Origin of the sequence: Nonlabens xiamenensis, assembly GCF_003865345.1 — a bacterium.
GTDB classification, from domain to species: Bacteria; Bacteroidota; Bacteroidia; order Flavobacteriales; family Flavobacteriaceae; genus Nonlabens; species Nonlabens xiamenensis.
In genome coordinates this window covers 92,608-105,236 of record NZ_RMVE01000007.1, presented here as the reverse complement: position 1 = coordinate 105,236, position 12,629 = coordinate 92,608, and the positions used below count along the sequence as shown (strand labels likewise).

Sequence of the window (12,629 nt, the reverse complement as noted above, 5' to 3'; positions counted from 1 at the left end):
AAGACCATACGATTTTGAAAATAGATGATATTGGGTTTATGGGCTAGATTTGTGGGCATACTGTTGTGACCACCAGTTTCAAACTGGCGGTAGCGGGGGTTTTATAAAATTCGAAAACTCGAATACGCTTTTTAACATTTATGACGCTGGTAATTTCATGACTGGTAAGGCTTTCAGCATAATAGGCCTTACTCCAAAGCAAGTTTCAAGGGGAGCTCATGCAAATAGTTGGTTGACAAGGAACGGCTTAGATTCATCAGCCGACCAGCGTGCGTTAGCTCAAGGATTTTATTATCCTTATTAGATATCAAAATAACTTCTATCATGTTTAGATTTATATGTAAAGCTTATATTTCATTTGCAGTTTCATTATTGCTAATCTTATATGATATCTTACTTATTTCGGGTATCATACATTTTTATAGTTCAACACATAGAATTTTCACGTACTTATGTTTTTGGCCCTTATTGGGTGTAGGTTTAATATTTTCATTGTGGGTTTTATTAGATATTATTAAGAAGAAGCAATTACTATGGAAAATAGTGTTAGTAATTCCTTATTTTACTTTTTTGACTTTTCAGATCTATATAAATTTCAACCTTCAGCAGTTTGCCAGGTACAATTTTGCGTTTCTGATAGAATAGGATATGGAGCTTTTACAGCTCGATAGGAAGAGTTATGGACAGCAGAGGTTAGGGGAAATTTGACTTCTAAATATTACCGAAAATGATCTGAAAATCGACGGAACAAAAGAGCCACTTACTAATGAAGAAAATATATATCATTTTTATAGTCTCAATTTTATCAAGCTGTAATTCATTTGAACAATCGGCAAGTCGTAAATCAAGCACACTCATCAAGATAATTTTGAATTTTTACGTTATACAATTGACGTGAAGGGAGGATTTGAGACAGTCGATATGTATAGAATAAAATAATTTAGTTTTTACTATTTATCGAGGTGAAAATCTAGAAGTAGAATGAAATATTTATACAATCAGTCTAGAGGATGAAAAAATTTTTTAGAACTGTTCAAGAAACTTGAACAAAATGAGCCTGCAAGTAAGAATTTTATGATGTCTATGAAATGACTACCACAAAAAATGGTGACACGATTTTTACCAAAGTAGGTTTAAATAGAAATTCGAAATCCCCCGCTACCGCTAGTCTGTGACTAGTGGCGTGCCGAGTAAGAAATAAAAAACAGGAGCTGTAATGTAGTGTTGCAGCTTTTGTATTTTTGAGAAATGAGTAGAAACTACAAATTCCACAACAAGGCCGGCGCATATTCCGTGAGTTTTGCAACGGTCTATTGGCTGATTTCAAAAAACATACTTCCAAAAAAATAATTAAAGCAATTGAAGAGAATCCGCAGGAAAGTAGAACGGAGTGGTTGTTATTGATGTTCGAAAGAGCTGGCAAGAAAAAAGACAACATATCGAAGTATCAATTTTGGCAACATCATAATAAGCCAATTGAATTATGGAGTAGCAAGGTCATCAAACAGAAGTTGGATTATATACATAATAATCCTGTTGAGTCGGGATTTGTGACTGAACCCACGGATTGGAAGTATAGCAGCGCACGAAATTTTGCGGAAGACCATACGATTTTGAAAATAGATGATATTGGGTTTATGGGCTAGATTTGTGGGCTTACTGTTGTGACCACCAGTTGCAAACTGGCGGTAGCGGGGCTAACAATCCGATGAATGCGATTGATCCGGATGGTCGGGATTTTATAGTGCTTTCTCAAGGCAAAAGATTAGCTACCCGTAGAGATGGTGGGAAATCTAATCCCAGCAACTAATTAAAAATTCGTCGACTTTTCAACTGATGTGCTCCTTTTAGTGGCTTTCAAAATAACAAAGAAAGATGGTTGGATTTTTGACCTCTGGCTGTTATACCTTACCTGAAGGCAATGACCCATGCAGGATGAAGGCTGCATCTTGCCTATTTCATCTGAAACGGAGCCTCCATCGAATAAGTCTAACAAGATTCATAGAAAAATTCGTATCTTCTATGGCTTTAAAAATCATGTTCTTATGGGTATCAAAAGTTTTATGGGCCGTCGTGCCGAAAAAGAAGTATCGGCCAAACAACTGTTTCAGGTCAAGGATTATATGACCCGTAAACTGATCACCTTTACCCCAGATCAGGGAATTACTGAAGTCATGGAAACCTTGCTAAAACAACGAGTGACAGGTGGGCCAGTGGTGGATGCAGATGGAAATCTAGTAGGCATTATTAGTGATACGGATTTGATGCATGTCATCGGTGATAGCAGATACCACAACATGCCAGTAGGTGATAGGAAAGTCAGTGAGTATATGTCTTCACAGCCTGCCACTATAGCACAGGACGCAGATATTTTTGATGCGGCTTCTAGATTTTTAAAAACTGGCCATCGCCGATTTCCAGTGACTGAAAATGGCAAGTTGATTGGTCAGATTTCCAGAATGGACGTCATCATTGCGGCTACAAAATTACGTGGAGACGAGTGGCGCTAAATCTATGAGCGTATATGAGCGAGGTGCGGATTCAGGTTCTTGACGATTATCTTTTTAAAGGCTTTGACATCATAGGGTTTGACGATAATGTCGTTCATGCCTGAGACCATGATGCTTTCCCTCATTTCCTCGATTTCCACGGCAGTAAGAGCGACGATGGGAACATCACTGAATTGTCTGATTTCTAAAGTGGCTTCCAGACCATCCATAACGGGCATGTTCACATCCATCAAAACCAAATCAAAATCTTGTTTTTGTAAAGCCTCTATTGCTTCCTGACCGTTTTCTGCAATGGCACAATTGACGCCTTCTTTTTCCAGAATTTTTTTGGTCACCATCTGGTTGATGCGGTTGTCTTCTGCAATCAGTATGTTTTTGCCTTGTAATTCATCGGTATGGACCACAATTTTGGCAGGTTCTTCTGGAGTGCTGTCAATCTGGTCATTGCTCTGGTCTGCTGCCTCTACGACCGGGTAGGAAAGTTCAAAAGAAAATTCAGACCCCACCCCCAGTTCGCTTTCCAATTGGATGGAAGAACCTGAAAGTTCTAGTAATCTTTTAACAATCGGCAATCCCAATCCAGTACCTTGATAATTGTAACTGTGCGAATCACCTTGTTTGAATTCTTCAAAAACATGTTGCTGCTTGGATTTAGAAATTCCAGCTCCGTTGTCTTTGACTGAAAAAGCAATTTTAACACGGTCGTTCTTTAATGGGGTAGTTTGTAATCTGATATCGATACGACCATTTTCGGTAAATTTATTGGCATTACCTATTAGATTCATCAAAATTTGTGACAAGCGAGTAGCGTTTCCATGCAGTTTTTTAGGCAAATCAGCAGGCAAGTGGATATAGATCTGGTTGTTGTTCTGCCTTTTCATATACTCAAAGGTGATCACAATCTTTTCTATTAATTCCTTGACGTCAAAATCTATTTGCTCATCATCGATCTTGTTGGAATCGATCTTGTTGATCTGTAAAACATCATTGATCAAGGCCAAAAGATAATCGGCAGAAAATTTTAAGCTGCGCAGATCATCTTCTTTGGATTTATCGGTATTGTTTTCCAAGAGAATGCTACTGAGTCCGATTACTCCATACAGTGGTGTGCGCAATTCGTGGCTCACTGTACTAAAGAAGTCACTTTTTACCCTGGCCAATTGCTCAGATTGCGCTTTTGCTTCCAGGTATTCTCTGTTTTTTGCGCGGAGTAACTGATTGAGTTCTTTTCGCTTTCGCGAAAGCAAAAATATGATGATAAAACCAGTAAAGGCCACCATGGAAACTGCAATGAGTATGTAGTTGAAGAGGGTTTGACTCTTCATTTTTTCTTCTTGGAGTTGGTTTTGATTTTCCGACTGCTCTAATTCCTTTCTAAATTGATCTATCTGAAAAGCTGCAGCCAGACGTTTATTCTCTGCCGAATTTTTCTCTTTTAGGTTGGCATCGTGTACTTGTTCATATTTCAGGCGATATTCATAAGCCTGCTTATATTTTTTCTGGTCGGCAAGACTCTGGGAGTAGAGAAAATAGGACCGTTCCAACTCATTTGAGATAGGTTGACGTTGCCCTAATTCGATAGTTGCTAGTAAGACTGAATCAGCTCTATTGGTATCGTTTTTAGCAATAAAGTAATCTGCCATTAGGGTGTTAATTCCTGCCCTATATCCGGTGTCTCTAACACGATCAAACATGCTGGAATTTAATTTATCCAGCAGCACTTTCATCTCGTCGTGCTTACCTTTTGAATTTAAGCCATCGGCGTAATTATAATACACATATTGAAGTCCAATGGTATCCTTCATACGCTCGTACATATCCATCGCCTTTAAGGTATATTGCCTCCCCTTTTTCTCCATGCCTGACATACCCGCATAAAGACTAGCTAGATCACCAAATGTATTAGCCAACATTAGTGAGTCCCCAATCTTAAGGGCGATCTCGTGCGCATTTTCAAAACTTTTAAGTCCGGCAAGGGTGTCTCCCTGGTACAAGTAGTCATAACCTAAATATCCGTAGGCCGTAGCAGTATACCGGTCGTTTTCCAGCTCCATGGATAGCTGTAGAGATTTGAGGTTGGTGGCAAAAGAGTCTTTGAATCGCCCCTCGGCAAAGAGGTAGTAGGATGTGTTTAACAAGGAATCCACCACTGCGAGCATCGAATCTTTTTTGACAGGATCAATACGATTTTCCGTCAGTTGTTGTGCATTACCTACAACATGAATTGTCAGGATAAATAAAAAACAAAAGAACCGGCTCAACGCTTCAATTTTAAAGGAATACAAAAATACTTAATCTTTAGGTGTACTAGGGAAAATGTCGAGCTATTCTTTCTTTTTAACTTTAAGTTGGGTTCTTTGTCGATAAAACACACTCTTCTTAGCTATGATTGCGCCTGATTTTGAACTTCTTGGATAAAACATGGGTCTTAGGTTTTTATTGCATTTTAGTATATAGTACATTTGGTTTTTATGCTGATGTTTACTTATGGATGATTTTATTTTATATGTCAAGGAGGGTTTTTATCATGTGATCAACTTTAGAATAGGTGCTTATGACCATGTTCTATTTTTCATATTGATGGCGGTTCCTTTTTTATTCAATAGTTGGAAAAAGTTGTTGGGGCTAAGTTTGGCATTTACTGTGGGTCATATTCTGTCCTTAATTTTAGTAGAATACGGTGGGGTCCGGATGAACAGCTCTTACATAGAATTTCTCATTGTAGTGACCATAGCCGTAACGGCCTTGTACAACATCTTTACAGCGGGTAGACGGCATCGTGACCATGCCAATTGGATAACGATGATTTTTGCCCTTTTCTTTGGTCTCATCCATGGTTTTGGTTTTGCCAGCGAATTTCAAATGTTGGCCGCCGGAGCAGAAAGTAAGTTATTAGTACTCTTGGAATTTGCCTTAGGTATTGAGATTGGCCAATTGCTCATCATTTTTATTGTTCTGATACTCAATTTTCTATTTACAGGTCTCTTTCGTTTCAATAAAAAGGAATGGGTGCAAATTATATCAGCCATTATTTTTGGGATGGTCCTACCACTATTGATCAGTCGCTGGATTTTTTAGAGATTTACCTGTTAGTTTTGATTCACGCTAACCATGGTCAAACCTGAACTATAGGTCCAGGCTGGACTGCTGCATAACACATATTAACAATTGACGCCTAACGGACTTCTCTACAGTTTTTTATATTTACCTTCTAACAAGTCGCTGAATTAACAAAACAATAGATTGAACAAGCAAAAACAAATGCGCTACGATATAGCCTATCTACGTATGGCTGCAGAATGGGCCAAACTTTCCCATTGTCAGCGCCGCCAAGTAGGCGCCCTGATCGTCAGGGACCGCATGATCATCAGCGATGGATATAATGGTACACCCAGCGGATTTGAAAATTTTTGTGAGGATGAGGAGGGGTATACTAAGTGGTACGTACTCCATGCTGAGGCCAATGCTATTCTCAAAGTGGCAGGTTCTACCCAAAGTTGCCAAGATGCCACGCTTTACATTACCATGTCACCTTGTAAGGATTGCAGTAAGCTGATTCATCAAAGCGGCATAAAACGTGTAGTGTACCAAGAGGCATACAAGGACGACAGCGGACTCCGATTTCTAGAAAAAGCCGGTGTTGTTCTGCAGCAAATTGAAAAACTCGATTGATGAAAAAAGGCTATATTTTCTATCCACTTTTCTTGGGTATATTCTTTGCCATTGGCATGTGGTTGGGAAATGTCGTAGGCGGCGATGGCCTGGGCGCTGAATACATAGCAACCACGAGTAGTCTTAAAAAGCGCAAACTCAACCGCTTGATCGATTTGATTGACGAGCGTTATGTGGATAAAGTAAACACAGATAGCATTGTGGATGTTACGGTGAATGAAATCATGCAAAACCTGGATCCACATTCTGTCTATATCCCGAGCGACGAGGCAGAGGATATTGCCAATAGCATGCGTGGTGACTTTGTCGGTATTGGGATTAGATTTTTTGTCAATGAAGACAGTATCTCCGTTTTAAGAGCTATAGAAAATGGGCCCAGCGACCGGGCTGGTATCAAAGGAGGAGATAAGATTCTCTACGTGGATGGAAAACCCCTGTACGGTGAAAACAAAGTTTCAACCGATGTGTTGAAAGGAGAAAAAGGATCCAAGGTTATCTTAGGGGTTTTACGGCCTGGCGATGATGAAGTAATTAATATCCCAGTTATTAGAGGAGACGTATCACTTAAAAGTATTGACGCAGCCTATATGCTTGCCGAAGATTTGGGGTACATCAAAATCAATCGATTTTCCGAAACGACCGAAAAAGAATTTTTGACCGCTGTCAACCGATTAAAAAGAAAAGGTGCGCGCCGTCTGGCATTGGACCTGAGAGATAATCCTGGCGGGGTCTTGAGCGCAGCCGTCAGAATTGCCGACGAATTCTTAAAAGAGAATCAGTTGATCCTATTTCAAAAGGACCGAAATAATAAAAGAAAAGATAGCTATGCAACAGATGAGGGAAGCTATGAAGACAAAGAGGTGTATATCCTTATCAATGAGAACAGTGCAAGTGCTAGTGAGGTGATCGCAGGAGCTTTACAAGACAATGATAGGGGAGTGATCCTGGGTAGAAGAAGTTTCGGAAAAGGCTTGGTGCAGCAGGAAATTAAACTGGGAGATGGTAGTTCGGTGCGTCTCACAATTGCGCGTTATTATACCCCTACGGGAAGAAGTATTCAGCGTCCCTATGACGATGGCAATGAAGCCTATTTTAAGGAATATATTGATAGGTATCAGAATGGCGAACTCGAAAATGCAGATAATATTGAAGTAAACGATTCCTTGAAAAGAGTGACGCCTGGCGGTAAAATTGTCTATGGCGGTGGCGGCATCATCCCAGATATATTTGTTCCCAGTCCAGAGGGGTATGTATTACAAACGCTGGACTACTTTGGACGAACAGGATTTGCTGATCAATTTGTCAATCGCTATTTACAAGGAGAAGGTCAATACATCCGGGATATAGATAAACAAACCTTCTTAAATGATTATCAGGTTCCAGAAAGTTTGATGAGGGAGTTTATCAATTACGCCCAGTTATATAACACCAGTATCAAATTACCTGGTTACCGGGACGAGATTGGCTTAATTATTAAATCCTCGATGGCAGAGCAATTATTTTCAACCCAGCTCAAAATTATGTTGCTCAATGAGCAAGACCGGATGATTGAAAAACTACTGGAGTTGGATAAAAAAGCACAGCAAGAAGATACTAGATCCTAGGAAAGCGCTTCATATTTGTTTTTTATGCGTTGGGAAACCAACATGATGGCCATCAGTACAACCACGCATAAAGCGGCAATCATACTTATCACTCCTATCTGGCTTTCGCCTACGAGCAGGTTGTCCAAATCTAATTTGGTGGCATTGAAAATAAAACTGGCGGTGGCCAGCATAATTATACTGTAATACACGTACTTCATCTCTAGAACAATTCTTTGATATTGGTCGCAAAAAGTTTAACGGCGATGGCCAGCAAGATAACACCAAAAATCTTTCTGACCACGTTGATGCCTTGCTTTCCGATCAGCTTCTCGATTCTGCCTGAGTTCTTTAGCACCACATACACAAAGCCAATGTTAAAAATAATCGCCACGATAATATTGATGGCGGCAAACTCGGATCTCAGTGAGAGTACAGAAGTTAGAGTTCCCGCACCAGCAATTAGTGGAAACGCAATCGGAATGATAGCGGCAGTTTCTGGAGCGTCGTCTTTGTAGAGTTGGATACCCAGAATCATTTCCAAGGCGATAAAGAAAATAATAAAGGCTCCTGCCACGGCAAAAGAGTTAACGTCAATACCTATTAGGCCCAACATGCTTTCCCCTACAAACATAAATACGATCATGAGGATACCTGCCACGATCGAGGCTTTTTCACTTTGCACGTGACCCACCTTGCGTCGCAAATCTACAATAATGGGAATACTCCCGATGATATCAATAACCGCAAACAGGATCATTCCTGCCGTAAAAGTATCCTTAAAATTAAAGGATGTGAAAAATTCGGTAACCATCGCAGCACTCATATATCTCATTTTTTGAGGGCGCAAAAGTACTGCTATTTAATAGTTTGATTGTCATGGACATAAGTTAAATAATCATTAAGTTATGTGTCCTGTCTAAAACATTTCTGGTGCTAAGTTTTTTAGCACTTGAGTTGGTGTAACTTAAGGATTCACCAAGGTCTTAAGATGAGCAATAGTGGCTTCTTGATCTGTAGCCTTAAAAACATAGCTTCCTGCGACCAGCACGTCGGCGCCTGCTTCTATTAATTGTACCGCATTTTTGTCTGTAACACCCCCATCAATCTCAATCAAGGTATCTGTATTTTTAGCTCCAATGATTTTTTTGAGTTGGGTGATCTTATCGTAAGTATTTTCAATAAACTGTTGACCGCCAAATCCTGGATTGACGCTCATCAGGCACACCAAATCAATATCTTGTATAACATCGCTTAATAAATGAACACTCGTATGCGGATTCAAAGCCACACCGGCTTTCATACCGTGGGATTTTATCAATTGCAGAGTTCGGTGCAAGTGAGTGCAGGCCTCGTAATGCACAGTAAGTACATCACAACCCAATTCAGCAAAAGTCTTTACATATCGATCAGGGTCCACAATCATCAAGTGCGTATCGATGGTTTTTGTCGCATGTTTGGCAATATCTCTCAATACGGGCATACCAAAGGAAATATTGGGTACAAACACACCATCCATGATGTCGATATGGAACCAGTCAGCATCAGAACGGTTGACCATTTCTACATCCCGTTGTAGGTTGGCGAAGTCGGCAGCAAGAATCGAAGGAGCAATTAGTTTTGACATGAATTGAGGTTTTGTATGGCAAAAATAGGTTTTTGGATACGCTTTCGCGAAAGCCTTATCAATTCATTTAATGAATAACCGCTCAATCAACCATATTCAGTTAAAATGTATATGGTATCTTCATAGAAGAATCTGCAATACTTTCAGATGAAGGGGATAACTGTCGTCTACGGAGCTGGTCATTTTAAATGGTTCTATCCTGATCTAATTGAAAATGATTACGAGTATAAAAACAAGAAATTGAGTTTTAAATAAGTAGCATTAAAGATCCCTCTAGCAAACAGCTAGAGGGATTTTTTATTGGTAAGCTTTCGGGTCTGTTCGTTAATTTTTAGGAAGCTATTCTTAAATGATTCACAGTTTTTTATGAAACCTTAACAACTGCGATCGTCGAATCGTTAGGGTTTTGTTAAGAGGCATCCCCCTTTTTGACTTCTCTCTCTTTTTTTTTTTGCTTTGTCTTGACTTGTAAATCAAACATCCGTTGACGCAAAAAGCCGAAAAGCGATATGAGTGCCTGTGCTGTAAATTGTCATTCTTGTGAACCAGATAAATAAAAAATAATGAAAAAGGATTTGCACAAAGGTTGGCTATTGATTACGATACCGTTATATCTGTTTTTGATATTATATCTAGTATTTATTTTTAATACCGAACCTCAAATTTATAGCCTTGTGGTGTTTATAGCCTTTATTTATTGCTATTATGTATGGTCTTCGAAGAAATACAGACTTTATCTGGCAAATAAGTATAAACACGAGGAAACACTCCAATCGAAACTCAATTCGGCTAGAAGACATCACATTCTATGCTAAGGTGAAAGTCAATTACCTTTATATCTGCGGGTTTTTTCTTTAAACACTTTCAAGAAAGCAAACAAAAAATGCCTCTTGAAATTCATCAAGAGGCATTTTATTTTATAACACTTCTGAGCAATGAGGCCCTCGAAGTGCGGTATCCTAGTCTTCCGACTTATTATTGTCGTTATCGCGACGTGGGCGGTCATCTCTGCGACGATCGTCACGACGTCCTCCACCACCGCGGCGGTCATCCCTACCACGACCGCGACTATCATCACGTTTGCGTGGTGGACGCTCTTCCCAGCCTTCTGGCTTAGGCAACACCGCTTTACGAGATACTTTTTGCTTTTTAGTACGTGGGTCGATTCCCATATACTTCACATCCAATACATCCCCTACGCTCAACACTGTAGATGGATCCTCTATACGCTTGTAATCAAATTCACTGACGTGTAGTAAAGTTTCTTTACCTGGCTTAAATTCAACCACTGCACCGAAGTCTAACATTTTTACCACTTTCACCTCGTAAACAGAGCCTACTTCTGGTTCAAAGATGATGTTGCGTATCTTTTCAAGAGCTGCTTCGATCTTGGCACGATCCGTACCAGCGATTTCAATGATTCCCATCTCGTCTTCCTCCTTGATGTTGATGACGGTATCGGTCTCTTTTTGCATTTCTTGGATGACTTTTCCACCAGGTCCAATAACGGCTCCGATGTATTTACCCTCAATTTCCATAGATTCCATCTTTGGAGCATGTGGCTTCACGTCACTAGCAGGTGTAGCGATGGTGTCGGTAAGCTTTCCTAAGATGTGCATACGGCCTTCCTTAGCTTGCATCAATGCATTGGTAAGGATTTCATAAGAAAGTCCTTTTACTTTGATGTCCATCTGGCAGGCAGTGATACCATCTTCGGTTCCGGTTACTTTAAAGTCCATATCACCCAAGTGATCCTCATCTCCCAAGATATCTGAAAGAACCGCATAGTTGTCACCTTCAGTGATCAATCCCATGGCGATACCAGAAACGGGTTTTTTCATCGGCAATCCAGCGTCCATCAATGCCATGGTTCCCGCACATACGGTTGCCATAGAAGATGATCCGTTGGATTCCAATACTTCAGATACTACTCTTACCGTGTACGGAAGATCATCTGGAAGCATGTTTTTCAAAGCACGTTGGGCCAGGTTTCCATGTCCAACTTCGCGTCTTGAAGTACCACGCAATGGTCTTGCCTCACCGGTAGAGAAAGGTGGGAAGTTATAATGTAGGTAAAAACGCTCTTCACCTTCTTGGGAAGCCATATCAATGATGTTGGCATCTCTGGAAGTTCCTAGGGTTACGGTGGCCAGGGCCTGCGTTTCTCCACGAGAGAAGATCGCACTACCGTGAGTAGAAGGCAGGTAATCTACCTCACACCAGATATCTCGCACATCTGTAGTCTTACGACCATCCAGGCGAATACCTTCTTTCAATAGTACGTCACGTACAGCTTTCTTATGGGTTTTGTTGAAATACTTAGAAATCAGATCTCCTTTTTCTTCCTGCTCTTCTTCAGAGAAACTGGCTTTGATCTCTTCCTTCAACTCGCCAAAAGCCGCGCTACGCTCATGCTTTTCACTGCCTTTTTTAGCAATTTCATAGACCTTGTCATAGGCAAGCTCAGCTACTTTTTGCTCGATAGCTTCATCTTCATCCTCTCCTTCATATTCACGTACTTCCTTGCGTCCTACCTGATCCACCAGTGCCAACTGTGCGGCACACTGATCCTTGATCGCCTCGTGAGCAGCCTTGATGGCCTCGATCATCTCTTCTTCAGAGATTTCGCTCATCTCACCTTCAACCATCATTACGGAATCAGCACTGGCACCAATCATCATATCGATGTCAGAAGCTTCCAGTTGCTCAAAACTCGGATTGATAATCATCTCACCGTCCACTCGGGCAACACGCACCTCAGAAATAGCGCATTCAAATGGAATGTCAGACAATTGGATAGCTGTAGAAGCGGCAAGTCCAGCCAATGCATCTGGCATGACATCTTCGTCGTGAGACATCAATTGGATCATGACCTGTACTTCGGCATGGTAATCTTTAGGGAACAATGGGCGCAATACTCGGTCTACCAAACGCATGGTAAGAACCTCTCCATCATTAGGGCGCGCCTCGCGCTTGAAGAATCCGCCTGGATATTTACCAGCAGAGGCAAATTTTTCACGGAAATCTACCGTTAGTGGTAAGAAGTCCAATCCAGTAGATTTATAGCTGGATACAACCGTACCCAGTAGCATGGTTTTTCCGCAAGTGATGACTACGGAACCATGAGCTTGTTTGGCCAGTGCACCGGTTTCAATGGTGATGTCTGGACCATTGGCCATCTTGATGACCTGTTTGAAAACTTGTGGTTTCATGTTTATGGTTTAAACGTTATCTCAA

The 12,629-nt window shown here is 40.7% G+C and carries 10 protein-coding genes; 5 read left to right on the top strand and 5 right to left on the bottom strand.

What is annotated here, in order from left to right:
• Positions 1–1,313 precede the first annotated feature (1,313 nt).
• Complete coding sequence (locus EGM47_RS15860; protein WP_317126906.1) at positions 1,314–1,646, top strand: hypothetical protein; 333 nt, start codon at positions 1,314–1,316, stop codon at positions 1,644–1,646.
• Positions 1,647–2,045: 399 nt separating this feature from the next.
• A complete protein-coding gene (locus EGM47_RS15855) occupies positions 2,046–2,510 on the top strand; it encodes a CBS domain-containing protein (RefSeq protein ID WP_124981817.1) in 465 nt (154 codons plus the stop codon).
• A gap of 2 nt (positions 2,511–2,512) precedes the next feature.
• On the opposite strand, the gene EGM47_RS15850 is transcribed toward EGM47_RS15855, so the two are convergent.
• Positions 2,513–4,669, bottom strand: coding sequence for a response regulator (locus tag EGM47_RS15850; protein WP_124981816.1), 2,157 nt, complete (start codon positions 4,667–4,669; stop codon positions 2,513–2,515).
• A 328-nt stretch (positions 4,670–4,997) separates the two neighbouring features.
• Between EGM47_RS15850 and EGM47_RS15845 the strand changes: the two genes are divergently transcribed.
• The 3 genes from EGM47_RS15845 to EGM47_RS15835 all read left to right on the top strand — a co-directional run bounded on the left by EGM47_RS15845 (position 4,998) and on the right by EGM47_RS15835 (position 7,786).
• Positions 4,998–5,588, top strand: a complete 591-nt coding sequence (locus EGM47_RS15845) for a HupE/UreJ family protein (RefSeq protein ID WP_124981815.1) — start codon at positions 4,998–5,000, stop codon at positions 5,586–5,588.
• A gap of 165 nt (positions 5,589–5,753) precedes the next feature.
• Complete coding sequence (locus EGM47_RS15840; protein WP_124981814.1) at positions 5,754–6,182, top strand: deoxycytidylate deaminase; 429 nt, start codon at positions 5,754–5,756, stop codon at positions 6,180–6,182.
• The gene (locus tag EGM47_RS15835) at positions 6,182–7,786 is read left to right on the top strand and encodes a S41 family peptidase (RefSeq protein WP_124981813.1); all 1,605 of its coding nucleotides are present in this window, start codon (positions 6,182–6,184) and stop codon (positions 7,784–7,786) included. Before EGM47_RS15840 ends, EGM47_RS15835 begins: the two co-directional genes overlap by 1 nt.
• Here the strand turns inward: EGM47_RS15835 and EGM47_RS15830 are convergent.
• The 4 genes from EGM47_RS15830 to EGM47_RS15815 form a co-directional block, all read right to left on the bottom strand.
• Positions 7,783–7,986, bottom strand: coding sequence for a hypothetical protein (locus EGM47_RS15830; protein WP_124981812.1), 204 nt, complete (start codon positions 7,984–7,986; stop codon positions 7,783–7,785). The two genes, EGM47_RS15835 and EGM47_RS15830, sit on opposite strands and share 4 nt — an antisense overlap.
• 2 nt (positions 7,987–7,988) lie before the next feature.
• Positions 7,989–8,591 carry a MarC family protein gene (locus tag EGM47_RS15825; protein WP_240642497.1) on the bottom strand — a complete coding sequence of 201 codons (603 nt, stop codon included), beginning with the start codon at positions 8,589–8,591 and terminating at the stop codon, positions 7,989–7,991.
• 141 nt (positions 8,592–8,732) lie between these two features.
• Complete coding sequence (rpe, locus tag EGM47_RS15820; RefSeq protein ID WP_124981811.1) at positions 8,733–9,392, bottom strand: ribulose-phosphate 3-epimerase; 660 nt, start codon at positions 9,390–9,392, stop codon at positions 8,733–8,735.
• A 959-nt stretch (positions 9,393–10,351) separates the two neighbouring features.
• Positions 10,352–12,604, bottom strand: a complete 2,253-nt coding sequence (locus EGM47_RS15815) for a polyribonucleotide nucleotidyltransferase (protein WP_124981810.1) — start codon at positions 12,602–12,604, stop codon at positions 10,352–10,354.
• Positions 12,605–12,629 lie beyond the last annotated feature (25 nt).

What these genes read in the sequence shown, in the direction of transcription:
- EGM47_RS15855 (WP_124981817.1), top strand. Translation starts at nt 2,046, where the DNA reads ATGGGTATCAAAAGTTTTATGGGCCGTCGTGCCGAAAAAGAAGTATCG.
- EGM47_RS15850 (WP_124981816.1), bottom strand. Translation starts at nt 4,669, where the DNA reads ATGCTCGCAGTGGTGGATTCCTTGTTAAACACATCCTACTACCTCTTT.
- EGM47_RS15845 (WP_124981815.1), top strand. Translation starts at nt 4,998, where the DNA reads ATGGATGATTTTATTTTATATGTCAAGGAGGGTTTTTATCATGTGATC.
- EGM47_RS15835 (WP_124981813.1), top strand. Translation starts at nt 6,182, where the DNA reads ATGAAAAAAGGCTATATTTTCTATCCACTTTTCTTGGGTATATTCTTT.
- EGM47_RS15830 (WP_124981812.1), bottom strand. Translation starts at nt 7,986, where the DNA reads ATGAAGTACGTGTATTACAGTATAATTATGCTGGCCACCGCCAGTTTT.
- EGM47_RS15825 (WP_240642497.1), bottom strand. Translation starts at nt 8,591, where the DNA reads ATGAGTGCTGCGATGGTTACCGAATTTTTCACATCCTTTAATTTTAAG.
- rpe (WP_124981811.1), bottom strand. Translation starts at nt 9,392, where the DNA reads ATGTCAAAACTAATTGCTCCTTCGATTCTTGCTGCCGACTTCGCCAAC.
- EGM47_RS15815 (WP_124981810.1), bottom strand. Translation starts at nt 12,604, where the DNA reads ATGAAACCACAAGTTTTCAAACAGGTCATCAAGATGGCCAATGGTCCA.